This is a genomic window from Curtobacterium sp. PhB78 (assembly GCF_003751685.1).
GTDB lineage: Bacteria > Actinomycetota > Actinomycetes > Actinomycetales > Microbacteriaceae > Curtobacterium.
On the sequence record NZ_RKIA01000004.1, the window covers coordinates 370,990 to 394,319 of the forward strand.

At 68.2% G+C, this 23,330-nt stretch carries 27 protein-coding genes and 1 tRNA gene; 19 read left to right on the top strand and 9 right to left on the bottom strand.

Annotation, left to right across the window (positions count from 1 at the left end):
* Window positions 1-90: 90 nt before the first annotated feature.
* From glp to EDF53_RS11600, 8 genes are all read left to right on the top strand, one after another.
* Window positions 91-1,317, top strand: a complete 1,227-nt coding sequence (gene glp, locus EDF53_RS11565; RefSeq protein ID WP_123293706.1) for a gephyrin-like molybdotransferase Glp — start codon at window positions 91-93, stop codon at window positions 1,315-1,317.
* Window positions 1,314-1,829 carry a cyclic pyranopterin monophosphate synthase MoaC gene (moaC, locus tag EDF53_RS11570; protein WP_123293707.1) on the top strand — a complete coding sequence of 172 codons (516 nt, stop codon included), beginning with the start codon at window positions 1,314-1,316 and terminating at the stop codon, window positions 1,827-1,829. Before glp ends, moaC begins: the two co-directional genes overlap by 4 nt.
* Window positions 1,826-2,338 carry a molybdopterin-binding protein gene (locus EDF53_RS11575; protein ID WP_123293708.1) on the top strand — a complete coding sequence of 171 codons (513 nt, stop codon included), beginning with the start codon at window positions 1,826-1,828 and terminating at the stop codon, window positions 2,336-2,338. Before moaC ends, EDF53_RS11575 begins: the two co-directional genes overlap by 4 nt.
* Window positions 2,335-2,790 (top strand): molybdenum cofactor biosynthesis protein MoaE, encoded by a 456-nt coding sequence (locus tag EDF53_RS11580; RefSeq protein WP_123293709.1) that lies wholly within the window; start codon window positions 2,335-2,337, stop codon window positions 2,788-2,790. The genes EDF53_RS11575 and EDF53_RS11580 overlap by 4 nt, the downstream gene beginning before the upstream one ends.
* A gap of 34 nt (window positions 2,791-2,824) precedes the next feature.
* Window positions 2,825-3,448: a hypothetical protein gene (locus tag EDF53_RS11585; protein WP_123293710.1), complete on the top strand. Its 624-nt coding sequence runs from the start codon at window positions 2,825-2,827 to the stop codon at window positions 3,446-3,448.
* Window positions 3,449-3,523: 75 nt separating this feature from the next.
* A complete protein-coding gene (locus EDF53_RS11590; RefSeq protein WP_123293711.1) occupies window positions 3,524-3,922 on the top strand; it encodes a PLDc N-terminal domain-containing protein in 399 nt (132 codons plus the stop codon).
* Window positions 3,923-3,987: 65 nt separating this feature from the next.
* Window positions 3,988-4,599: a hypothetical protein gene (locus EDF53_RS11595; protein ID WP_148058333.1), complete on the top strand. Its 612-nt coding sequence runs from the start codon at window positions 3,988-3,990 to the stop codon at window positions 4,597-4,599.
* A gap of 210 nt (window positions 4,600-4,809) precedes the next feature.
* Window positions 4,810-6,681, top strand: coding sequence for an ABC-F family ATP-binding cassette domain-containing protein (locus EDF53_RS11600; RefSeq protein WP_123293713.1), 1,872 nt, complete (start codon window positions 4,810-4,812; stop codon window positions 6,679-6,681).
* Window positions 6,682-6,687: 6 nt separating this feature from the next.
* Here the strand turns inward: EDF53_RS11600 and EDF53_RS11605 are convergent, their stop codons facing one another.
* Together EDF53_RS11605 and EDF53_RS11610 are read right to left on the bottom strand one after the other, a co-directional pair.
* Window positions 6,688-7,128 carry a VOC family protein gene (locus tag EDF53_RS11605; RefSeq protein ID WP_123293714.1) on the bottom strand — a complete coding sequence of 147 codons (441 nt, stop codon included), beginning with the start codon at window positions 7,126-7,128 and terminating at the stop codon, window positions 6,688-6,690.
* A gap of 10 nt (window positions 7,129-7,138) precedes the next feature.
* Window positions 7,139-7,633: a MarR family winged helix-turn-helix transcriptional regulator gene (locus EDF53_RS11610; protein ID WP_123293715.1), complete on the bottom strand. Its 495-nt coding sequence runs from the start codon at window positions 7,631-7,633 to the stop codon at window positions 7,139-7,141.
* A gap of 79 nt (window positions 7,634-7,712) precedes the next feature.
* On the opposite strand from EDF53_RS11610, the gene EDF53_RS11615 reads away from it, so the two are divergent.
* Window positions 7,713-7,784: transfer RNA gene (locus tag EDF53_RS11615), tRNA-Gln, on the top strand.
* A gap of 244 nt (window positions 7,785-8,028) precedes the next feature.
* Here EDF53_RS11615 and EDF53_RS11620 read toward each other — a convergent pair.
* Both EDF53_RS11620 and EDF53_RS11625 read right to left on the bottom strand, forming a co-directional pair.
* Window positions 8,029-9,858 (bottom strand): hypothetical protein, encoded by a 1,830-nt coding sequence (locus EDF53_RS11620; protein WP_123293716.1) that lies wholly within the window; start codon window positions 9,856-9,858, stop codon window positions 8,029-8,031.
* Window positions 9,855-10,691 carry a hypothetical protein gene (locus EDF53_RS11625; RefSeq protein WP_148058334.1) on the bottom strand — a complete coding sequence of 279 codons (837 nt, stop codon included), beginning with the start codon at window positions 10,689-10,691 and terminating at the stop codon, window positions 9,855-9,857. The genes EDF53_RS11620 and EDF53_RS11625 overlap by 4 nt, the downstream gene beginning before the upstream one ends.
* A 517-nt stretch (window positions 10,692-11,208) precedes the next feature.
* On the opposite strand from EDF53_RS11625, the gene EDF53_RS11630 reads away from it, so the two are divergent.
* Window positions 11,209-11,778 carry a helicase associated domain-containing protein gene (locus tag EDF53_RS11630; protein ID WP_123293718.1) on the top strand — a complete coding sequence of 190 codons (570 nt, stop codon included), beginning with the start codon at window positions 11,209-11,211 and terminating at the stop codon, window positions 11,776-11,778.
* A gap of 5 nt (window positions 11,779-11,783) precedes the next feature.
* Here the strand turns inward: EDF53_RS11630 and EDF53_RS11635 are convergent, their stop codons facing one another.
* Entirely contained in the window at window positions 11,784-12,911 is a 1,128-nt protein-coding gene (locus EDF53_RS11635; RefSeq protein ID WP_123293719.1) for a hypothetical protein, read from the bottom strand.
* A 214-nt stretch (window positions 12,912-13,125) separates the two neighbouring features.
* Between EDF53_RS11635 and EDF53_RS11640 the strand changes: the two genes are divergently transcribed.
* Complete coding sequence (locus tag EDF53_RS11640) at window positions 13,126-13,617, top strand: hypothetical protein (protein ID WP_123293720.1); 492 nt, start codon at window positions 13,126-13,128, stop codon at window positions 13,615-13,617.
* A gap of 619 nt (window positions 13,618-14,236) precedes the next feature.
* On the opposite strand, the gene EDF53_RS11645 is transcribed toward EDF53_RS11640, so the two are convergent.
* The 4 genes from EDF53_RS11645 to EDF53_RS11660 form a co-directional block, all read right to left on the bottom strand.
* Complete coding sequence (locus EDF53_RS11645; protein ID WP_123293721.1) at window positions 14,237-14,830, bottom strand: substrate-binding domain-containing protein; 594 nt, start codon at window positions 14,828-14,830, stop codon at window positions 14,237-14,239.
* 106 nt (window positions 14,831-14,936) lie between these two features.
* A complete protein-coding gene (locus EDF53_RS11650) occupies window positions 14,937-16,133 on the bottom strand; it encodes a permease (protein ID WP_200849224.1) in 1,197 nt (398 codons plus the stop codon).
* Window positions 16,134-16,185: 52 nt separating this feature from the next.
* The gene (locus EDF53_RS11655) at window positions 16,186-16,785 is read right to left on the bottom strand and encodes a DUF305 domain-containing protein (RefSeq protein ID WP_123293723.1); all 600 of its coding nucleotides are present in this window, start codon (window positions 16,783-16,785) and stop codon (window positions 16,186-16,188) included.
* 108 nt (window positions 16,786-16,893) lie between these two features.
* Window positions 16,894-17,337, bottom strand: coding sequence for a hypothetical protein (locus tag EDF53_RS11660; RefSeq protein WP_123293724.1), 444 nt, complete (start codon window positions 17,335-17,337; stop codon window positions 16,894-16,896).
* Window positions 17,338-17,695: 358 nt separating this feature from the next.
* Here EDF53_RS11660 and EDF53_RS11665 point away from each other — a divergent pair, with 358 nt between their 5' ends.
* The 8 genes from EDF53_RS11665 to EDF53_RS11695 all read left to right on the top strand — a co-directional run bounded on the left by EDF53_RS11665 (window position 17,696) and on the right by EDF53_RS11695 (window position 23,012).
* Window positions 17,696-18,202, top strand: coding sequence for a universal stress protein (locus EDF53_RS11665; RefSeq protein WP_123293725.1), 507 nt, complete (start codon window positions 17,696-17,698; stop codon window positions 18,200-18,202).
* Entirely contained in the window at window positions 18,199-18,945 is a 747-nt protein-coding gene (locus EDF53_RS11670; protein ID WP_123293726.1) for a 2,3-diphosphoglycerate-dependent phosphoglycerate mutase, read from the top strand. The genes EDF53_RS11665 and EDF53_RS11670 overlap by 4 nt, the downstream gene beginning before the upstream one ends.
* Window positions 18,942-19,445, top strand: a complete 504-nt coding sequence (locus EDF53_RS11675; RefSeq protein ID WP_235035968.1) for a CrcB family protein — start codon at window positions 18,942-18,944, stop codon at window positions 19,443-19,445. Before EDF53_RS11670 ends, EDF53_RS11675 begins: the two co-directional genes overlap by 4 nt.
* Window positions 19,442-19,813 carry a CrcB family protein gene (locus EDF53_RS11680; RefSeq protein WP_123293727.1) on the top strand — a complete coding sequence of 124 codons (372 nt, stop codon included), beginning with the start codon at window positions 19,442-19,444 and terminating at the stop codon, window positions 19,811-19,813. Before EDF53_RS11675 ends, EDF53_RS11680 begins: the two co-directional genes overlap by 4 nt.
* A gap of 32 nt (window positions 19,814-19,845) precedes the next feature.
* Window positions 19,846-20,331 carry an inorganic diphosphatase gene (locus EDF53_RS11685; protein WP_123293728.1) on the top strand — a complete coding sequence of 162 codons (486 nt, stop codon included), beginning with the start codon at window positions 19,846-19,848 and terminating at the stop codon, window positions 20,329-20,331.
* A gap of 136 nt (window positions 20,332-20,467) precedes the next feature.
* Window positions 20,468-21,811 (top strand): phosphopyruvate hydratase, encoded by a 1,344-nt coding sequence (eno, locus tag EDF53_RS11690; protein WP_123293729.1) that lies wholly within the window; start codon window positions 20,468-20,470, stop codon window positions 21,809-21,811.
* Window positions 21,812-21,817: 6 nt separating this feature from the next.
* A complete protein-coding gene (locus EDF53_RS18975) occupies window positions 21,818-22,096 on the top strand; it encodes a hypothetical protein (RefSeq protein WP_131845087.1) in 279 nt (92 codons plus the stop codon).
* A complete protein-coding gene (locus tag EDF53_RS11695) occupies window positions 22,038-23,012 on the top strand; it encodes an ABC transporter permease (protein WP_123293730.1) in 975 nt (324 codons plus the stop codon). Before EDF53_RS18975 ends, EDF53_RS11695 begins: the two co-directional genes overlap by 59 nt.
* Window positions 23,013-23,330: the final 318 nt, after the last annotated feature.

The following is a 23,330-nucleotide window of genomic DNA, read 5'->3' on the forward strand; positions in this document are numbered from 1 at the left end:
TCGTCGGCGCGGTCTGCGCGCTGGATACGCTACTGACGCCGGCCCCGGACGAACCGGGAGCGGCGACACCATCCCTGTTCGGAGGCACGTGTGCGAACGATCGGTCAGCACCGCGACGACCTGGCAGCGCTGCTCGCGCCGGTCCTGGCGGGCCTCGGGGGTGCGTCGTGGCGGATCGACGACCTGGCCGTCGACGGCCGTGCCGGTCACGGGCACCGCGTGCTCGCTGGACCCGTCGCCGCACCGGTCCCGTTGCCGCCCTTCGACAACAGCCAGATGGACGGCTTCGCGATCCGGGTGGCCGATGCCGGGCAGGACGTCCGGGTCGTCGCGCCCATTCCCGCCGGGGTCGTCCCCGCACCGCTCTCCGCCGGCACAGCGGCACCGATCATGACCGGCGCGCGGATCCCCGACGGTGCCGATGCTGTCTTCCCGGTGGAGGCCACGTCGCCGGGGTCCTTCCCGGCTGCGCTCGAACTGGGGCACGTCACGGTGCCCGCTGACCTCGTGCCGGGCACCTTCGTGCGGGCGACCGGCAGCGACCTGGCCCTCGGTGCGTCCATCGCTCCGACCGGTGCGCCGATCACCCCAGCCCTGCTCGGCGCGCTCGCGTCCGCCGGTGTGTCCACCGTGCAGGTTCGTCGACCACTGCGGGTGCTCGTGGTCTCGACGGGGTCCGAGCTGCAGGGAGCCGACACCGACGCGGCGACGATCGGCGACGCGAACGGCATCGCGCTGCAGGCGGCGCTCGCCGAGGTCGGTGCTTCGTCCCGCACGGTCCGGGTCCCCGACGACGTCGACGCGTTCGTCACCGCGCTCGACGACGCCGTGGGGGACTGGGCCGACCTCGTGCTCACCACCGGGGGCATCAGTGCGGGCGCGTACGAGGTCGTGCGGCAGGCACTCGAACCCCGCGGGCTCGCCGTGACCCCGGTCGCGATGCAGCCTGGCGGGCCGCAGGCGTTCGGCAGCGTGGAGCTCGCCGGTCGACCGGTGCCGGTGGTGTCGTTCCCCGGCAACCCGGTGTCGGCGCTCGTCTCGTTCGAGGTCTTCCTCCGTCCGCTGCTCGCGCCCCTCGTCGGGCTGCCGGCCGACCGTCCCGAGCTGCACCTGCCCGCTGCTTCGGCTGCGCAGTCACCGGGTGGCAAGCACCAGGTGCGGCGTGGCCGGGTGGCCGACGGGGTCGTCCACTTCGTGGGCGGACCGAGTTCCCACCTGCTCGCGCACTACGCCGCCGCCACGCACCTCGTGCACGTCCCGGTGGGGGTCGACGCCGTCGAGCCCGGTGACGTCCTGACCGTCTGGAGTCTCCGATGACCGAACCCGTCGCCACGTCCGAGCCGGCCGATCCGTCCGACGCGGCCGAGCTGTCGCACGTGCGCGCCGACGGCTCCGCGCACATGGTCGACGTGTCCGCGAAGGACGTGACCGACCGCTCGGCGACCGCCATCGCCACGCTCGTCACCCGGCCCGACGTCGTCGCTCGCATCCTCGACGGCTCCCTGCCGAAGGGCGAGGTCATCGGCACCGCCCGCATCGCCGCGATCATGGCCGTGAAGAAGACCTCCGACCTCATCCCGCTCTGCCACCCGCTCCCCATCGCCGGGGTGCAGGTCGACATCACCGGTGCCGACGACCGCGTGCTGATCGAGGTCTCGGTCCGCACGACCTCGCGCACCGGCGTCGAGATGGAAGCGCTGACCGGCGCGAGCGTCGCCGCGCTGACCGTGTACGACATGGTGAAGGCCGTCGACCGGGCGGCCTCGATCACGGACGTCCGAGTGCTCGAGAAGCACGGCGGTCGGTCCGGAGACTGGAGCAACCGATGACCTCGCAGCCGACCAGGGGCCGTGCCGCCGTCGTGGTGGTGTCCACGCAGGCCGCCGCCGATCCGGCACTCGACCGCACCGGGCCCGTCATCGCGGGGTGGCTGCGCGAGCGGGACTTCACCGTCGCCGAGCCCGTGATCGTCCCCGACGGCGGGGCGATCACCGAGACCGTGACCGCCGAACTGCTGGCCGGGGCCCGGATCGTCATCACGACCGGGGGCACCGGCGTCACCCCGACCGACCGGACGCCCGAGGCCGTCGCGCCCCTCATCGACCTGGAGCTGCCGGGTGTCCTCGAAGAGGTCCGTCGTCGCGGGCTCGCGGGGGCCGGTCCGACCGCACTGCTGAGCCGCGGCATCGCCGGCATCAGCACCGGCGGATCCCTGATCGTCACGCTGCCCGGGTCGCGCGGCGGGGTGGCGGACGGACTGGCCGTGCTCGACGGGCTGGTCGACCACGTGCTCGCGCAGGTGCACGGCGAGGGCCACGCGCCGCGGAGTGCGTCGTGAGCGCGTCGTCGGCCCCGTCCCCGGCACCGGACGCGCGCGTCGTGCTCGCCGACGTCGTCGACCGGGGGATCACCGTCGACGAGGTCTCCGCCGTCGTCGCCACCGACCAGGACGGCGCGGTCGTCACGTTCGTCGGCGTCGTCCGCGACCACGACGGCGGCAAGGGCGTCACCGCGCTCGACTACGAGCGGCACCCCAGCGCCGGCGACGTCATCGCCGAGGTCGCCCGCACCGTCGCCGACGCGCATCCCGACGTCCGGATCGCCGTGCTGCACCGCGTCGGGTCGCTCGGCATCGGGGACGTCGCGCTCGCCGCAGCGGTGGCGTCGTCGCACCGGGCGCAGGCGTTCGCAGCGTGCGGGGAGCTGGTCGACCTGGTGAAGGAGAGAGTGCCGATCTGGAAGCACCAGCGGTTCACCGACGGCACGGACGAGTGGGTCGCCGCCCTGTGACGGATGCTCAGGTCGAGCTGGTTCGCTCAGATCGGTGACCGAAGCACAGACGGCCGCCGATCGGCGGTGGGCCGACGCGGAGATCCGGGCGAAGGCGTACCTCGCGCAGTCGCGTGATCGTCGTGACCTGCCCATCCGCGGGTTCGTCCTGGCGGTGGCCCTCGTGATCGCGCTGCTGGTGCTCGTCGGCGTCGCGCTGCCCCCGGACTCCGATGCACGGCTGATGCTCTCGACCGTCGGACTCAGCATCGCGGTGCTCATCCTGGTGGTGGAGATCATCCGAGCCGTCCGGTTCCGGCGCCGTGCAGGACGCACCGTCGTCCGTGAGCAGGTCGTCGCGTCCTTGTTGCAGCGTGAGCAGCGTGCGGTCTCCCGTGCGGCGGTCGGCCAGGCGGACGCGCCGGCGGATCGACGGATCGTGGTCGACGCCGTCGCGACCGACCTGGCGAGCGGTGCCGCACTCCCGATGCAGGCCGGGTTGCTCGTCGTCTGGTCGTCGATCGGCGTCGCGGGGACGGCCTTCTGGCCGGTCTACCTGACCGGAAGTCTGTTCACGGGTGCCCAGTTCTTGTGCTCGGTGCGTCGCACCGTGCTCGGCCGGCGCTGTCTCGCAGCCCAGCACCGCACGGACGTCGACCCTGTACGGCCCCGCAGCTGACCGTGGCCGGATCGCAACACCGGCACGCGTTCGGGGCGTGGCGACAGCCCTCAGGTTCTCCATAGAATCGCGAACATGAGCGTCTTGCTGCCCGGGATCACCGTCATCCTGCTGGTCTTCGCCCTGATCGACATCCTGACGAAGAACGACGACCAGATCCGCGGACTCCCGAAGATCGCGTGGGTGATCCTCGTGATCCTGGTCCCCGTCGTCGGCAGCATCGTCTGGTTCGCCATCGGCCACGACTGGGCCCCGGGTGAGCGGAACCACGGCCGCTACATCGAGCCCGCCCGTCACGAGGACCGGTACGCCACCCTCGGCGATGCCCGGAACGCCCACGGCGCCAAGCGCATCAGCGGCACGGAGCAGGAGCTCGCCGAACTCGAGCGCGAGATTGAGTACTGGGAGGCGCAGGCTCGCCTGAAGCGCGCCAAGGACGCCGCCGGCGAGGGCGACGCCGCTCCCGCGAGCTGATCGTGTCCACGCCGGCCCCGCATGAGTTCGCCGGAGCCACGGTCTCTGAGGAGACCTGGCAGCAGGTGGAGGACCGTCTCGCGGGGGCGCCAGTCGAACCGCGTGTCCGCCGTTCGATGGTCCGGCGGGTCATCTGGATCGTGCTGGCCGTGGTCGCCGCGGTTGCAGCCGGGTGGCTGAGCGCCGAACACCTGCCGCGCTTCGAGCTGCCCTCGACCGGAAGTGGCCTGCCGGACTGGGCGTTCTTCGTCATCGTCCCGCTCATGATCGTTGGCCCGGTCTGCTGGGTGATCGCCATCGTCCGGGGCGGTGGGCAGTTCCAGAGCGCGATCTCTGACCCAACGTTCGGGCTTCCCCGTGCCGACCGCCGACGGATCGAGCGCATGGCTCGTGGGCAGCGGCCCGCCGACCCGCAGCACCGGACCGCGCTCGTCACGCTCGCCGGCCGTCGACTCAGCCAATCGACATCGACGTTCTGGCTCGCCCTCGGGTGGACGCCGTTCGCGTTCGCCCAGCTCCTGCTCAACTGGATGACGTGGTTCGGGCTGCTGTACGCACTCCTCACCGTGTTCTTCTTCGCGATGCTGCTCTGGACCGTCCGCAAGCGGCGGCAGTGGCGAGCGTTCCTGCAGGAGACCGAGCCCCGCGCCGGAGCCGAGCCGGCCCCGGGGAGCTGACCCGGGCCTCCAGGCCGACGTGCCGACGCGCCAGCGCACCGTGCGCGGTCCGTCGGCTGGTGCGAGGTTGTGCGCTCCGTGCGCCGCTACAACCTCGCACCGAGCGGTCAACCTCGCACCACCCGAACAAGCGCGCACCGTGCGACCAGCCGGACGACCAGAATCACCGCCCCGCACCGACCACCCCGCCACGCCGCCTACCCTTGACGCGTGGCTCATCTCCTCGGCGCCGAGAACCTGCATCTCGAGTTCCCCACCAAGGTCGTCTTCGACAACGTCACCCTCGGCATCGACGAGGGGGACCGGATCGGCGTGGTCGGACGCAACGGTGACGGCAAGTCGACCCTCCTCGCGCTGCTGTCCCAGCGCCTCGAACCCGACGACGGCCGTGTCACGCACCGCCGGGGTCTGACCGTCGGCTACCTGGACCAGCGCGACATCCTGCCCGAGGGCGCGACCGTCGGCAGCACCGTCGTCGGCGACCTCGAAGAGCACGAGTGGGCCGGCGACCCCAAGATCCGCGACGTCATCGGCGGTCTGGTGTCGGACATCCCGTGGGACGTCAGCGTCGACGAGCTGTCCGGTGGGCAGCGCCGCCGCGTGGCACTCGCGCGGCTGCTCGTCGGCGACTGGGACGTCCTGTTCCTCGACGAGCCCACGAACCACCTGGACGTCGAGGGCATCCAGTGGCTCGCCGAGCACATCAACCGCCGCTGGTCGTCGAACCAGGGCGGGATGGTGGTCGTGACGCACGACCGGTGGTTCCTCGACGCGGTGTCGACCGACACGTGGGAGGTCCACGACGGCGTCGTCGACCCGTTCGAGGGCGGCTACGCGGCGTACATCCTGCAGCGCGTCGAGCGCGACCGGCAGGCCGCCGCCAGCGAGCAGCGCCGCCAGAACCTGGCCCGCAAGGAACTCGCGTGGCTGCGGCGCGGCGCACCGGCCCGCACGAGCAAGCCGAAGTTCCGCATCGACGCGGCGAACGCCCTGATCGACGACGTCCCGCCGATCCGCGACACGGTCGCGCTCGCGAAGACGGCGACCGCCCGCCTCGGCAAGGACGTCGTCGACCTGCTGGACGTCAGCGTCTCGTTCGACGGCACCCAGATCCTCGACCGTATCGAGTGGCGCATCGCACCGGGGGAGCGGACCGGCATCCTCGGCCCGAACGGCGCCGGCAAGTCGACGCTGCTCAACCTCGTCTCGGGTACGCTCGCGCCGACGAGCGGCCGGGTGAAGACCGGCAAGACCGTGCAGGTCGCGATCCTCGACCAGCAGCTCGCCGACCTGGCCCAGTTCGCGAACGACCGGGTGCGCGAGGTCGTCGCCCGCAAGAAGACGAGCTACGTCGCCGACGGCAAGGAGATGACGCCCGCGCAGCTGCTCGAGCGCCTCGGCTTCACGGCGGAGCAGCTCTCCACGCCGGTCAAGGACCTGTCCGGTGGGCAGAAGCGCCGCCTGCAGCTCATGCTCATCCTGCTCGACGAGCCGAACGTGCTGATCCTCGACGAGCCCACCAACGACCTCGACACCGACATGCTCGCCGCCATGGAGGACCTGCTCGACACCTGGCCGGGCACCCTGCTGGTCGTCTCCCACGACCGGTACCTGCTCGAGCGCGTCACCGACCAGCAGTACGCCGTGCTCGGCGGGCACCTGCGGCACCTGCCCGGCGGCGTCGACGAGTACATGCGTCTCCGTGCGGCCGGCACCGGTGGCGGGACCGCTTCTGCGGCTGCCGCCGCGTCTGCCGGGAGGCCCGACACCGCTGGCGGGACCGGCTCGGCCGGTGCTGTGGCCGGGTCCAGTGCGTCAGCCGGTTCCGGCGCGTCGGCTGCGGCCGCCTCGGGCCTGTCGGGCGCGGAGCGTCGGACGGCCGAGAAGGAGATGTCGGCGCTGGACCGCAAGATCGCGAAGGTGGGTGCGGACCGGAAGAAGCTGCTCGACGACTTCGCCACCCACGACCAGTCGGACTACGCCGGGCTCGGAGAGCTGCAGGCGAAGCTCGCGGCGCACGAGGCCGAGATCGAGCAGCTCGAGGAGCGCTGGCTCGAGGTCGCGGAGCTGCTCGGGGTCTGAGCGGGTCTACTCCGCTGGCTTCGCATCTTCGGGGGCCCCGCCGCCAGGGTTCGCGACGACCTCCCACAGGTGGCCGTCCGGGTCCTGGAAGAAGCCGGACCACATGCCCCACGGCCGTGTGTACGGCGCCGCGAGCATCGTCGCGCCGGCGATCCGGGCCCGGTCGAGGAACGCTTCGGCGTCCGCCTGACTGTCGACGAAGTGCCCGATCGTCGCCGCGGGGCCGTCGGCGAGGGCAACACCGGAGTCCTTCGCCATGTCGTCCCGCCCGTAGACGCTGACGATCAGACCGTCGTCCAGGGTGAACATCGCCGTGGTGCCACCCGCCTCGGTCTCGGTCGGCGGGTACTCGGTGCCGATGACGCCGCTGCCCTCGATCCCGAGCAGGGCGCGGTAGAAGTCCGCCGATCGTGCGACGTCGGCGACGGCCAGGGTGATCGCGTGCATGGGCCGGAGACTAGTCCCCGAGGCCCAGGATGAGCCGCCGGAGCAGCCCGGCCAGCTGGTCCTGCTCGGCGTCGGACACCCCGGACAGGATGTCCCGCTCGGCCGTCAACAGGTCCGCGATGGCCGCGTCGACCGCGACCCGGCCCTTCGTTGTCAACGACACGAGGATGCCCCGGCCGTCCTTCGGGTCGGTCCGGCGTGCGACGAGTCCGCGCGCCGCCAGCCGGTCCACCCGGTTCGTCATCGTGCCGCTCGACACCAGGGTCTGCTGCAGGAGGGTCTTCGGACTCAGCTCGTACGGCTCACCCGCCCGTCGCAGGGCCGACAGCACGTCGAACTCCCACGGCTCCATGTCGCCCGCGTCGAACGCTGCTCGCCGGGCGCGGTCCAGGTGCCGGGCGAGCCGGTCCACGCGGGACAGGACCTCGAGCGGGCCGAAGTCGAGGTCGGCACGTTCCCGACCCCACGCCGCGACGATCCGGTCGACCTCGTCCTGGTGCGGCATCCCTCCATCTTGGCCGAACCCGGGGCGGACGGCCAGCCTCGTCGGTCATGGGAGGATGGACGAGCACCCACGGGTGCGTTCCGCCTTGGTGTAATGGCAGCACGACGGCCTTTGGTGCCGTTAGGTCCGGGTTCGAATCCTGGAGGCGGAGCCGAGGGGTGATCCGAGTTTTCGGCGTTCGGTTTGAGACTTTTCGCGGCTGGGGGAGCTTGGTGCCGTGAAAACCGGATTGAGCACCCCGGGGACGAACTGCGAGACGTCGAATGCGACTGCACCCCTTGGCCCAAGGTGCTCTGTGCCAACGACAGCACCCCCTGCCCGACAAACGGGCAGGGGGTACCGCGGCCGGGGCGGCCGTCAGGAGGGTCGATGTTCAGTTCGGAGCGAGCAGTGCGCTACGCGATGAGTCTGAGTTGCTCTATCTCTGCAAGTCGGTTGAACGGGTTGCGACGATCGTGCTCTTCGACCGTGAGGCTTTCGAGGCCGGGCTCGAAGAGCGCGGCGCTCGAGCGGTTCATGCGGTTCATCCCACGGAGAGCGAGGCGGGCCTTGAGCCAGTCGATGATGCGGGAGATGTTGGCGCTCGCTGCTGCCATGGCGCCGGCCATCTCGACGATCCAGGGGCCACGCATGCGTCGCTTCATCGGAACCCCGAGCGCCTCGCGGTCCGCGTCCTTGAGACACGAATTGCCGTTCTCGACGTTGTTACGCTTGCCGAACCAGGCGCGCCACACATCGGACTTGTACTCGTACTCCTGACCGTACTTGAGGTGGTTCTGGTTCTTGTCGCCGTTCTTGTCGCTGAGAACCCCAGGGACTTTCACGGTCTTGCCCGGGATGACAACGTCGATCCAGGTGTCGGACTCTGCGTCGTAGACCTTCGGGTCGGTGAACTCCGGGTAGGAGTACTGGCGCGCGCCGGTGGCGTCGTAACCGCTACGGGGGATGAGCCGGTAGCGGGAGCGCTCCTTGCGGCGCTGACGGAGAAGCGCATGGGCTTCGTCTCGAAGTATGGAACGCTCGGCCTCGGGCTTGCTCGTGATGGTCTTGAGGTAGTCGAGGTAGGTCTTCTCGGCGTCGATGAGGGCGGCTGGCATGAACCGCAGGTGCCAGCTACCCGTGACCATGACCAGGTTGTGCCGGCCATCGGCGCTTGCGTAGAACGCTTGCTGACCGAGCTCTTCTTCCTCGTTCTTGTAGTCCATGACGACCTTGACGCCTGCTTGCGCGAGAGGGCGCTGCAAGTCCTCGGGCTTCGCTCCTGGGAAGTAGGCGCGGTCGCCGACAACGGTCTTGATGGGGTGACCGCGTTCGACGGCAGACTGGTAGAGGAACAAGCCGTGCCCTGTGAGAGCGCCAGGCTTGTGACCGCTGGTCGAGAGAAAGAGCAGGGGATAGCTCGCCTCAGTCTCGTTCGGGTCGCGGGTCATGACCGCGTACTCGAGCTCCCATCCGAACGCGTACTTATCGCCACCGTCATGGTCAGGGTCGTGGCTGCCCTGGCGGCCGTACCAACCGCAGTCGTAGTTCGTGGAGACCTTGTCGCCCGGCTTGATGTTTTTGGCACTCTTCTGCTTGCCCGAGACTTCCGCGAATGTGGCATCGATGGCAATCGCGCCCTTGAATCGCCGGCGAACTTCACGGTTGAGGAACTGGACAGATCCTTCGATCAGCTGGTTCGTGAGTTCGAGCATGCGGGCTGCGCGCTTCGCCATCTCCACCGGGTCGCGCAGCTCCGCAATGGCCGCCGCGCGTTCTGCGTCGGTCATAGTGTTGCGGCGAGGGCCGGGGTGTCGGTCGATGAGCTTCCGGAGCCGCTTGATTGCCTCCCAGATGCGGCGGTAGAGGGTGTCCTGGTGTGGGGTGAACTTCAGGATGCCGATTGCTTCACGCTGTGACGTCGTCAGGGACATCGCGACTTCCGTCATCTGCTGGATGCTGACGCTCCGCCGAGCTCGCATCGTGATGAACATCAGCATGAGCACGGAGGTCTCCGACATCAACGCCTTCCGGCCTCGGTCGGATGTCCGGTCTTCCGCTTTCCAGCGCTCGATGCGCGCTCGAATGCACGCTCTGTCGAACAGGCGGACGGTCTCGAACGTCGCCAGCTCAAGGGGGAAGGCCTGACCGATGCGGATGTATGTCGACATCTTCATGCCGAAGTCGTCCTGCATCCACCGTTCGGCGTCGTCGAAGTCGTGATGCTTCGGCTTCGGCGCGGTCATCGTGCGACCTCCGCACGGAGCTGACGACGGTAGGAAGCAGTGTCGGGCGCGGGAACGTGGGCGACGAGCTGGTCGAGGTGCTCGAACTTCGTGACACCGGCGGCGGTCATCAGGGCACGCATGTTGGTGCCGGCGATGAGGTGGGTGATGAGCCACGTGTTCCGCATGCGGGTGGTGACGGGGTCTGGCTCGTTGCCACGATCGGTGTCGTAGAGAAACGTGGTGAGCGTGCTGATGCCGTGCTTGACGCGCTTCGGGGATCCGAACACCCAGTGCTCCGGCTCGACCTCGGCGATGGAGTTGAGCAGGAGCGTTTCGAAGCGGGCCAGGAGCGGAACGGTCCGGGCTCCCGGGTTGACAGTGACGAGGATGCCCTCGGCGTCAGCGAGGATGTCGCGGCGGCGGGTCTGGAGGAGCTCGTTCGCTTTGAGCCCCGCTCCGGTGCAGAGTGCGAGGACGACGCCGGCGCTGCGGCGCCGCGCCGCGGTCGACTGGCCCGTCGCCCAGCTCTCGAGGAGGTGCAGGTCTAGGTCGTCGTAGGGTGCTGCGGTGTTCTGCGGAGTCGTCGGTGCGAACTTCAGCGGCACCTCGCCGACGAGGACCTCGGACATGCGCATCAGAGAGGACCGGTATGTGCGACGCGTGGTGTCCGACCAGGTGACGTCGGTGCGGGTGATGTAGCGCCGGATGATGACGGGGTGGAACACGACGGCGGTCTTCGCCGGGTATCCGTTGACGTTAACGACCCAGTCGACGAACGGTGCCGCGACGACGATGAGTCGGTCGGCGGGCTGAGCAATGGACGCTGCCGCCTCGGCGACTGCGCTGACCACGAATTCCCGGACAACGCTCCAACGGTCCTCCGCGAACGTCGGAACGTACTTCACCGGTGTTCCTCCGCGCGTGGAGAACGACAGGAGGGCGCGCAGCATCGCGGCGGTGTACCGACGCGGTGACCGGAGCATCTGGCTAGGCATGCCCGGCCTATGCAAGCGACCCGGGACGAGCTGTGGGAAGGCGCCCCAGATTCCGATCTCGCTGCCGTCCGATCCGCATGCCCGCGCGGATCTGCCGGGGTTGCCGCGCATGCGAACGGTCGCGTCACCCCGGGCGTGTCGCCGCTTGCCAGCGCATGCGGCGTCAGCGTCGGCGTCGTACGCGTGACGCTGGCCATGTGCATGCGATCCGGGCGGCTCTCTGCTTCGGGGACTCAGAAAACGTAGTGATCTTCGCGGCCGGATTGGTCCTGTTTGCGGACCCCGCTCGTCTGCGACCCGCGCGTCCTCCAAGATCACGCCCGTTCCGCGCATACCCCCTCCGAGGCCGACCGCCGGCCTCGGAGAGGACCACATGCCCACCCCGACCACGGCGCTCGCAGCGCTCCACGGCGAGTATGCCGACCACGCAGCGCAGCCAGCCCTGACGCTCACCCTCGACCAGCGGCGCGGCGTTGCGTTCTACCTGGCCGACACCGATGACGCCGTCGAGGTCGAACCTTTCGTGCGACGCTGGATCGACCGAGTGCACGACCTTGACGACTTCGTCGGCAGGCGCGGACGGATGCCCCGCGCCGACTCGACCCGTCCGCGCCCTGCCACCGCCGAGCAGAGCCTCGTCGACGCCCTCACCTACTTCCGGCAGGTCGGCGCTGCGGGTGGCTACTGCTCGTACCAGGTTCGACGACTTGAAGCGGTGCCGGGGTTCGCCTGGAACCCCCGGGACGCGCAGTGGTCCGCGATGCTCGCCGCGCACCAGCAGTTCTGGGCTGATCATCAGCGACCGCCGCGTCGTCGCGCGGCCGACCAGACGGAGGTGACGATCGGACGGTGGGTCGCCCAGCAACGAGCCCAGCACGCCCGCGGCCGCCTGCTGCCCGAACGCGAGCAGCAGCTCCGGGCCGCACGGTTCCGTGTCCTCTGAAGGCGTTACCGAACTTCGCGGGCCTCAGCGAGGATCCGTCGACGGTGCTCGGAAGCGTTCATCGTCGGAATGTGCCGGAGGGACGTGACCAAGTGCTCGGGCTTGCGCAGTCCGCCGGCAGCCATGAGATCCCCGGCATGCGTGCCACCAGCAAGGTGCCTGGTGATCCAGGTGGTGCGCATTCGCGTCGGGACTGGCTTCGGTTCGTTGCCGAAGTCGGTGTGGTTGATGAACGGCGTGACGAAGTTGTAGGTCGTCTTCCTGTCTGCCCCGCCGAGGATCCATGCGTTGTCTGGCACGTCCGCGAGGGAGTCGATGAGAAGCTGCTCCCATCGTTCGAGCACGGGCACCAACCTCGGCGTCCCGCCCTGTACGTTGACGAGCGCTCCGTGCCGGTCGACGCACACGTCGCTGCGCCGCAGGTGCTGCATCTCCCATGGGTCAAGCCCAGCGCCTGCACCGAGGGTAAGGACCGCGCCAGCACCTCGACGTCGCAGTGCGGTTGACTGCCCGCGTGCCCAGGACTCGAGCAGGTTCAGTTCGGGGTCGGTGTACGGGGCAGTGACGGACTGCCCGTTCAACGGCGCAAACTCGATCGGACCCTCGTCGGGGAGGACGACCTCCGAAATCCGGAGCAGGAAGGACCGGTAATCGCGGAGCGTCTTGTCCTTCAGGTGGAGGTCGTCGCGGGAGATGTACCGGCGGATCAGCACCGGGTGGAACACGTTGGTGACCTTCGGCATCCCGTTGACGTGGACGACCCAGTCAACGTACGGCGTCGCCGCGACCATGAGCCGTTCAGCAAGGTACGCGCACGCGGGTGCAACGAGTGCGACAGCGTCCAGGACGAACGGCTCGATGTTGGCCCACCGGTCTGCGGGAACCGACTGGCTCCGATACTTCCGCATCGCGTGGATGGGCTCCGGGCGAAGCTGCGCGACAAGCGGGCCCTCGTCGGCCTTGGAATTTCGGGTCCCGAGCGTTGAGTGCCCGAGGATGAGCGGCTCGGGTTCCCAACATTGGATGTGCGAGCAGTGCTCGACGGGACCTTGACGTGGGAACGGACGGCCGAAGGCGGCGCCCATCGGTCGCCCCAGGGCGGTCGCGGACGTGACGGTCTCCAGGTCTGGCACGACGAGGTGCTCGGTTGAGCTCGGTGAGCGGAGCGCCGTTCGAACGGCGGTAGGGAGCGAAGGCATGCCACGGCTATGCCTGACGGCCGCACCCTGACGGAAGGAACGCCGAGAAGAAGATCGACCAGGTCTCGAGGGACGGGTGCTCGGCGCCTTTCCCGGCTGGTTCGGGCGTGCCGGCATAGCTCCAGGACAACGACTCCTGGAGGACCCCTTGGACTACCGCACCGCCACCCGTGAAGAACGAGCCGCCGAGTTCATCGACTTCGCGACGAAGCTCCACGACAGCCGATACGACTACGCGCACGTCCAACGCAGCTACGTCAACGGCGATACCAAGGTCACCATCATCTGCCCCGACCACGGGCCCTTCGAGCAAACCCCGCGCGAGCACCGCCGCGTCCGCGAAACGCCCTGGGGCCCGCAGCGTGGCCAGGGATGCCGGGACTGCAAGGGCTTCCGCAACGCCAACCAGGAGTTGCGCACGCAGCGTTTCATCCAATGTGCAACCAACCGGCACGGCGACAAGTACGACTACGCGAAGGTCGTCTTCATCGACCAGAAGACTTACGTCACGGTGATCTGCCCGCTCCATGGGGACTTCCAGGAACGCCCCGACAATCATGTGGCGGAGGGCTCGGTCGGCTGCAAAGACTGCCATCGCCTTGCCCGAAGGGCAGGCCGTTCGAAGACGAAGCGGAAGTAGGTCAACGGCGTGCATCCGACTTGTTGCACCACTGACGCGCTAGTCCGTTCTCGGCCGGAGCCACTTCCACCTTGAGTGAGCACGGGAGCTTCGTGGAGCTCAACACCATCACGGTGGCGTTCCACGGGATGTTCTCGCGGTTCGCCGCTACCTCGTTACTCGATCGTGTTGTCGGTCGAGTCCAGATCGTGTCTCCCTGCACCAGATCATGTCGTTTCTTGCCCCGGCGACGAGCTTCGTGACAGTGTTTAATACTCCAGCCGCGATGGTCTTGATTGTCGTCCGCCGAGCAACCGTGATTGTTCGCGGAAACGGTCGCCTGCTCACCGAGGATGTCGCGAGGACCGTTCGGCGACAGGCTCTGCGCGCAACCGCCTCGTTTGAGGGTGGGACTTTCGTCGGCGTCCTCCCCAGTTGGTCTGCCCGCCTAGGGGTCGGTCTGATCGGCGGAGGCCGTTCGTCTCGGCGGAGGGGACCGAGTCGTTCGAGGATCGGAAGTAGCAGCCGAACTGAAGCGTCGGCGAGACCGACGTTGACGGGCCGATGATGATGCGTCAAGGGTCCGAGCGTCGGGCAGCGTGCGACGTGCCGCGGGGCGAGGTCACCGCCGATGCCGCAGCTATGTGGTTGCGCCCTCTACGACCCTGATGTCGAGGTGGAGATCCGATTCCTGCATCGGCTCGCCCGTCAGCGCGGCTAGGAACCCGGCGACCGTGAGGTGGGCGGCCTCGGATGCTGGGTAGTCGATCGTCGTCAGGCGGGGCACGATGACTTGCGAGATCGGCGTGTTATCCATGCCGATCAGAGCGATATCCTGCGGAACCTGGCGGCCCCGAGTGGTTGCCGCCGACAGAAGTGCGGTCGCAACGTCATCGTTGTAACAGGCGATCCCGACGGGAGCCGACGGGAGAGCGTCCAGGGCGACCAACGCCTCATCTCGGTCCACGCCGAGGCGCACGATCGTCGGTTCAGGCAAGCCCTGGTCTCGACACTCGTCGCGAATCCCCGACTCGCGCTCGTCGCCGAAGACGTCCTGGCGTGCGTCGCGGAGGCGGGCGAAGGCGATGGTGCGATGCCCTCTCTCGACAAGGTGACGCACCTGAAGCCTGCCGATCTCTTGATTGGCTCCGCTGTCCGTGTTGATCGGGGAAGATGCGATGAACTGTACCCCTCGCGAACGCATGATCTCCTGCTCCTTGGCGGAGAAGGGCATGAAGGACAGGACGCCGCGGGGGTTCGCATGTGGCTGGGAACGCTTTGTGGCGTGATTCCGACAATGCTGTGTGGCCTAGCTTGCCCTGTCGGCGTGGCCGGTCGGGTCAGGGCTGGCTGTGCTTGGCGTTTGCCTGGTCGTGGGTATCGGGGTGGTCACTCATCATGCGGAGCATGGGCCATGAGCCGCTGCGGGTGAAGACGACGAGCAGGAACGCCGCGACGAGCAGGAACACGATGTTGAGCCAGGTGGTGTAGTTCCAGCTGATCGAGGTCGTCACGATGGTGAGGTGCCGGTTCGTGGGGATAAGGTGCAGCGGGGTGAAGAGCAGTTCGACGGCGTAGCCGGCGAGGACCATGGCGCCGTAGAAGATCCCGGTGATGCGGAGGGCTGCTTTCCAGCCGTAGTACTTCCGGTAGATGATGATGATCGGGATGATGATCAGGTCGGCGAAGATGAAGCTGATCACACCGCCGAAGCTGATCCCACCGTTCCAGAGGACCGCTGCGAGGGGGACGTTGCCGACGGAGCAGACGAAGCTCACCATCGCCAGGATCGGTCCGATGAGCGGGTCGATCAGGAACGCGAGCGTCGGGTGTCCCTCGAGGAACAGTGCTTGCAGCCACGCCTTCGGGACCCAGGCGTCGAAGGCGCCGGCGATGAGTAGGCCGATGACGATGTCGCGGATGACGGATGCCCAGTCCATGACGAAGTACTGCGACACGCTCGTGAGCCCGGGCCTCGAGAACAGTCGCCGCCAGAAGCCCTGGTCGCCCTGCACGGACATGTCCATGGCTGCGTGGCCCTCCATCGCGCCGGCGAGGCCCTTGTCGGCCTGTTCGCGGGCGGCGTCGACGATCTTCCCGCGCATCCAGAGCCGGAACCCGAGGGCGATGAGGATGATCATCAGCGGTCCGCCGACGAACTCCGCTGCGGTGAACTGCCAGCCCATGACGAACGCGAGGATCAGACCGAGCTCGACGACGAGGTTCGTGGAGGCGACCTCGAACGCCATGGCCGACGACAGGCTCGCGCCCTTGCGGAAGAGCGCCCGTGCGAGGGCGACGGCGGCGTAGGAGCAGGACGAGGACAGTGCGCCCAGGCCGGTTGCGACGCTGATCGCTCGGGGGGAGTCGTCGCGCATGAGCTTGGTGATCTGGTCGGTGCGGACGACGGCTTGGATGATGCCGGAGAGGGTGAAGCCGAGGATGAGGGGCCAGAGGATCTCCCACCCCATCGAGCCGGCTGCTACTAGGGCGTCACCGACTGCGTTGATCACGAACATATACACCTGCTTCTTCACGTCGCGGGCATATTCTGCCGCGACAGGGTGGTCACGAACGGGGAAGAACCGGTCACTTGGACGCGAGCATGTCCTTCATCTGCGTGATCTGCTCGGTCTGGCTCGACACGATTGACTTCGCCATCGCGACCGCGTCGGTGTTCTTGCCCTTGTCGACTTCGCTCCTGGCCATATCGACGGCGCCCTCGTGGTGCTGGACCATCTGCTGCAGGAACAGCTTCCCGGCGTCCTTCGCGGATGCCTGGTCAAGGTCGGTCATGTCGGAATCGGACATCATCCCGGACATGGAGTGCCCCGACCCAGGGTGCTCCGACTCCGTGGGCTCACCCCAGCCCTGCAGCCAGCTGGTGAGCTGAGTGATCTCCGGACCCTGCTCGGCCTTGATCTGCTTCGCCAGGGTGGCGACGTTGGGGTCAACACCGTCGCCCTTGGCGAGGAGCACGTCGCTCATCTCGACGGCCTGCTCGTGGTGCGGCAGCATCATCTGCGCGAACATCACGTCCTGGTCGTTGTGCGCCGACGCGGCCGATCTCGACGAGGCGGACGAGCCCGCGTCGGAGCTGCTGTTGTTGGTGGAGCAGCTCGCGAGGGTCAGGCCGAGGGTGAGCGAGGCGGCGATCGCGAGGATGCGCGTGGTCGTGGTGGTGTGCATGGAAGGTCCGTTCCCGTGTATGCGTCAATTGGTCCGGGCAGGCGGATGCCTCCCGGTTCTGGGCATGCGGGAGCCGCCCTGCGGCGGTGTGGTCCCGCAGGGGGAGGATCAGATGCGGATGATCTGCAGTGCCGTCAGTGACGGTGGTTTCGGTGCTGCGATGTGGCGCGGCAGCCGGTCAGCCAGCGCAAGCAGTCGCGACAGCAGCGCGAGGACGCCGCCGGTCCGTGCGCGCACTAGCGCCCATGCGAACAGGGCGATCGTCAGCGCGCACGCCATCCCCATCAGCGAGCACATCAGCGCGCACAGGCCGCTGTCACAGCCGGCGTCGGTGAGGACCGTCAGCACCGCGGCCGCGGGAGCGGCATGCTCCCCGTGGCGGTTTGCGACGGCATGGACGTGCTCGGTGGTGGCGGCGGGAGCTGCCATCGGGTGCTCGTGGCCGGCCATCGTGTGCATCAGGACCGTGACCCCGACCAGCAGCAGCAGCGCCAACGTCGCTACGGCCTGCAACAGCAGCCGGCGACGCGGGGAGGCGGTGGTGGTGAGCATCAGTCTTTCGATCAGGTCGGTGAGTGTCGGAGTGTCGAGCTGCAGCGTTGAGCACGTCACAGTGCAAGGTAGATTTAATGGCACTGTACCCCCTGGGGGTATGTGCTGTCTGTGGCGGCTGGGTGATTGATCAGCACAGGGGTATGCGTCGCGTGGCCGTACCGTTCAGAGGCCGTACCCCTTCCGCAGAAGCCGGAGGGACTTTCCTGTCGTGGTGCGTGGTGCGTGGTGGTGGGTGCATACTGGTGGTGTCTTCGGACCCGGTAGTGGGGCTTGCCGGACCCAACCTCGACACCTGTCGACAACAGTCCCTATCTCAGCACGGCGCGCGTCAGCGTGCCCGAGATAGGGAGAAGACATGGTCGAGGCAGACTCCGCCCGCACGATCGTTGCCGGCGTACAGTCCGGGCAGGTAGAGAGCGTTGTCGGCGTTGCCACGCTGATCGCGAAGCATTTCGGTGCGTCGGTAGTGTGTGTTGCGGTGGATCCGGCGCTGCTGAACGCAGGAACTCGTCGGGACGGTTCGGAGATCATCGAACCGATCGATCCGGACACGGCGGACACCGAACCGCAGCAGCTGCCCGACCGCGACGTCGCCGTCATCCACGATCTCGCTGCAGCACGGTCGGTCCGGGTGGAGATCCTCACTCGGGTTGGAGATCCAAGCCGGGCGTTGGCGGCGGTGGCGGAGCAACGTGACGCGGTAATGATCGTCGTCGGGTCGCAGACGGGCCGACGCCGGGTTGCGGAGTTCTTGAACGGTTCCGTCGCCGCCCGCCTGACGCACCAGCAGCACCGTCCCGTCGTGGTCGTCCCACACGCTCCGGTCGGGTTCGAGAGCGCCCTGCCGTGGGATGCGTCGTGACGGGCCGGCTGGTGCTGCTGCGCCACGGGGAAAGCACCGCGAACCGGGCCGGCACCTTCACCGGCCTCCGCGACGAACCGTTGACCGTCGAGGGTGTCCAGCAAGCCGTGACCGCGGGGCGGCTCCTGCAGGCAGCAGGCATCTTGCCGGACCAGGTGCTCACGTCGACGCTGCAACGCACCGTGCACACTGCGGAACTGGTCCTCGACACCCTCGGCATCGCCATCCCGACGGAGAAGGTCTGGCAGCTCAACGAACGCAACTACGGCGCACTCACCGGGATGACCAAGACCGATGCCCGCCGAACGCTCGGCGACGACGAATACACCCGAATCCGCAGGTCCCGGAACGGCGCACCACCGGCGATGTCCCTGCAAGTGTGGACGGCGCTGCGGTCAAGTTCCGCGCTGCGCGACCTGTCAGACGCTGCCCTCCGACGCACCGAGGCCCTCTCCGATGTCATCGATCGGGTCCGACCCGTGCTGCAGGACCGACTTCTACCGATGGTGCGGTCGGGTCGGAGCGTCCTCGTCGTCGCGCACGGCAACTCGCTCCGCGCCATGTGCGCGTGCATCGACGACCTCACGGAGCCGGAACTGCACGCACTGAACCTGCCCACGGGGCAGCCGCTGCAGTATGAGCTTACGCCGACGGGTGCTCTCGTCCCGCGTGGTGGGGCGTTCCTGGATCCGGTAGCAGCGCACCACGCCGCGGCGCTGGTCGCGGCAGAAGGCGGAACATGACCACCCGAACGGACACCCCGATGCCCGATGATCAGCTCCCCTCCGACCCGGATGTGGACGTCTCCGACCCCGCAACGGCCATGCGGCCCGTGCACCTGCGGTGGCGGTACGTCGGCCTCGTCGCGGTCGGTGGCACGGTCGGCACACTCCTGCGCGACGTGATCAGTGCGCTGCTCCCAGCAGACGGCGGGGTGAGCTGGTCGATCTTCTGGATCAACATCAGCGGAGCGCTGCTGCTCGGGGTGCTCCTGGAAGCGTTGGCGCATCGCGGTCCCGACGCGGGCCGCCGCCGTGTCCTGCGTCTGCTGCTCGGCACGGGAGTGCTCGGCGGCTTCACCACCTACAGCACCCTCGCTGAGTCCACCGCCGCACTGTTCCTCACCGGCCACGGTCTCGCCGGCACCGGGTACGCGCTACTGACCGTCATAGCCGGTGCGATCGCGACCGCGGTCGGACTGGTGGTCGCCGGCTGGTTCCGCCCCCGGACGGTGTCCGCATGAACGCCGGCATCCTCCTCGCGGTCGCGGCCGGTGGCGGCGTGGGCGCTGCCGGCCGGTTCCTCCTCGACGGGCTGATCAACACCGGCCGGGAGTTCCGGCTCCCCGTCGGCACGTTGACGATCAACATCACCGGGTCGCTGCTGCTCGGGCTCATCGTCGGCGCCGCCAGTCACCTCGGCGCAGCCCCCGTGGCGGTGCTCGGCACCGGGGTGATGGGCGGCTACACCACGTTCAGTACCGCCAACTTCGAAACGGTCCGCCTCGCCCGCAGCGGCCGGATCACCGCCGCAGCCGTCAACGGTCTCGGGATGCTCGTCCTCTCGGTCGCGGCAGCCATCGCCGGCATCCTCCTTGGCGGTCTGCTGTGACCGCCACCCCACATCCTGGAACGGGCCTTCCCATGCTGTTCGACGTCACGATCGAGGTTCCCCGCGGCAGCGGCAACAAGTACGAAGTCGACCACACCACCGGCCGGATCCGGCTCGACCGGGCCGTGTTCACCAGCATGGTGTTCCCCCAGGACTACGGCTCCATCGATGACACGCTCGGCGATGACGGCGACCCCCTCGACGCGCTCGTGCTGCTGCCCCGACCGACGTTCCCGGGCGTCGTCATCACGGTCCGGCCGATCGGGATGCTCCGCATGGTCGACGAGAACGGCGGCGACGACAAGATCCTCGCCGTCCCCGCCGGCGACGACCGGTTCGAAGACCTGCAGGACATCAGCGACGTCCCGGAGCACACCCTCATCGAGATCGAGCACTTCTTCTCCCACTACAAGGAGATCGAACACGGCAAGCACGTCACCACCAACGGGTGGGCCAACCGTCCTGCTGCCGAAGCCGTCATCCGCACCGCACAGGAAGCCCACACCCGACACCCGTGATCCACGGGCCCCTTGACCGCCGCGGGGAGGCACTGGCGCTGAGTGATCGCCAGCAGGTCGTCCCCTCCGCCTCCCCGCGGCTTTCCCTTCCATCCGCACGACCACGACGCATGACCCGACCAGAAGGAGCGTCACCATGAACGACTACATCAGCGGCATCCACCACCTCGGAGCCCACCAGGGCGAGTACGTCACCCACCGCGACCACCCCGTCACCATCGACGCCGTCCACGGCACCCGCATCCTCGACTCCCGCGGCTACCCGACCGTCCGCGTCCTGCTCGAACTCGACGACGGCCGCACCGTCACCGGCGACGCCCCCGCGGGCGCATCCACCGGCGCCCACGAAGCCGTCGAGCTCCGCGACGGCGGAACAGCGTTCGGTGGCCGCGACATCACCCAGGCGCTCCACCTGATCAACACCGACATCGCGGGCCTGCTCACCGGCCGGTCCTGGTCCGCGATCGGACAGGTCGACGCCGCCCTCGCCGAACTCGACGGCACCACCGGGTACCGCCGGCTCGGCGCGAACAGCGTCGTCGCAACCTCCATCGCCGCCTCCCGGGCCCTCGCACACGCCGCGGACCTCCCACTCTGGCAGTGGATCGCCGAGATCACCGGCTCGACGCCGCGGATGCCGGTCCCGCACTTCAACGTCCTCAACGGCGGCGCGCACGCAGCGAACAAGCTGGACTTCCAGGAGTTCATGATCGCCCCCGTCAACGCCTCAACGATGGCCGACGCTGTCCGCATCGGCGCGGACGTCTACCACGCCCTCGCGGGCCTGGTACGGGACCGGTTCGGTAGCCTCGGCCTCGGCGACGAGGGCGGCTTCGCACCATCGATCGCTGCACCCGAGGAAGCGCTCGACCTGCTGGTCACCGCGATCCGCGCCGCAGGCTACGAGCCGGGCGTCGACCAGGTGGCGATCGCCCTCGATCCGGCCGCGAACGAGTTCTCCCTCGGAGACGGCTCGTACCGGATGCTCGACGACAGCCTCGACCGGGACGGGCTGGTCGACTACTACCGGCAGCTCATCGACACGTACCCGATCCGCAGCATCGAAGACGGGTTCGCTGAGGACGACCATGAGGGGTTCCGCCGCATGCAAGCGGCGCTCGGTGACCGGATCCAGACCGTCGGCGACGACCTCTACGTCACCGACCCCCAGCGCATCCGCGACGGCGGCGAGCAACACCTGACGAACGCGGCACTGATCAAGCCGAACCAGATCGGTACGGTCTCCCAGACCCTCGGTGCGATCGCCACCGCCACCAGCATCGGGATGGCCAGCATGGTCTCCCACCGTTCCGGGGAGACCACGGACACGTTCATCGCCGACCTCGTCGTCGGAACCGGTACTGGGCAGATCAAGTCGGGCGCACCCGCCCGCGGGGAACGGGTCGCAAAGTACAACCGGCTCACCGAAATCGCCGAGCAGCACCCGGGACTGCCCTACGGCTTGATCGGGCAGCGGTGAGCGACAATGCAGCGCATCGTGAAATGGTCTCCAGTGGAGACGCATCAGTACGGGTGGGACCGAAGCGCACCAGCAGATGACTGGATGGCATCCGATGTTGACGCGCACCATGTGGAGTGGTTCGACGTAGACGTGAACCATCTTGTGCAGGTCCCGGCGCTGCAGCAGGCGCTCACGCGCGATGGTCAGATCGGTACGATCCGGGAGATGACGCACGAGATGCGTGATGGGCAACGCATCTTCATCTTTCTCGTCGACTTTGGCAGACAGGGCGGTGACCAATAGTCGGCATGCTCCCGGCGATCCGGCGGACCGAATCAACGATGCTCAGGCGGGCGGTCCTGCCCGAGGGCAAGGGGACGCGCGCCTTGGCCGGACACACCTTCTTTTCTTCCCGATCTGGGTACGCCTGCAACCTGAGCGCGTGGCGGCCGCCGGTGGAAGGAGCGAGTTGATCAATTCCGATGAAGCCGTCCGCACTCTCGTCGGCGTGGTCACTCTCGTCGGTGTTACGGCGGCGGTGTTGCTGGCAGTGCGCGCACCCTCACCGTGGGCTCCAGCATTCGCAGTTGGGCGGGGGGTGTTGCAGTTGGCTGCGATCAGCGTGCTGCTGACAGGGATCATCCGCTCGCCGGCGCTGATCACCATCGCGCTCTTGGTGATGTTCACGGTCGCGGCCATTACCTCAGCTCGACGGCTCGGCACGCTCCGCGCTCGCATTGTCCCAGTCGCGACGTGCATGGCTGCAGGAATCATGGTCGCCGGCGTACTCGTCTTCGGAACCGGGGCCATCGCGCTCACCCCGCGATACGTTCTCGCGATCGGAGGCATCGTGATCGGGAACACAATGACGATCTCGACCTTATCCGGAAGGCGATTCGTCGAACTCGTCGATGACCGATGGGACGAAGTCGAAGGGTGGCTCGCCCTTGGAGCGCAGCCACGGCAGGCCACCGTCGACCAGGTCCGCCGAGCGATCGGCGCAGCATTGGTGCCAACAGTGGACCAGACGAAAACGACCGGGCTGGTCACGCTTCCCGGAGCGTTCGTCGGCGCGGTCTTCGGTGGGGTTTCGCCCATCGAGGCCGGACGATTCCAGATCGTCGTCCTCGCCGTCATCATCGGCGCTGGCAGCATCGTGGCCACCGCACTCACCGCCTGGCTCGCTCCCGTTGCAACCCGCCCCACGCGACCACGCTGACACCCGGAAATCCCGCGCGGCACCGGCAGCCGGCACAGAGGAAACTCAGTCCGCCGCCGCCCCTTCCTCCCGACGCAGGTTCGCTCGAGTGAACCCCGGCCCGGTTCCGCCGAGCTGACACCACGACACGGACCAGTGCACCGTGCCGACCAGTGCACCGTGCCGATGATGCTCGGTGGCATGGAAGTCGCCCGCTGCGCGTCGCAACCGCCGCCGCACACAACACGCCGTTGTGTGGTCACAACCGAATCTCCGTTGCCGACCGCCCGAGCGGCGAGGAAGATCGGCAGGAACGCTTCCACGAACAGGAGAGCCATG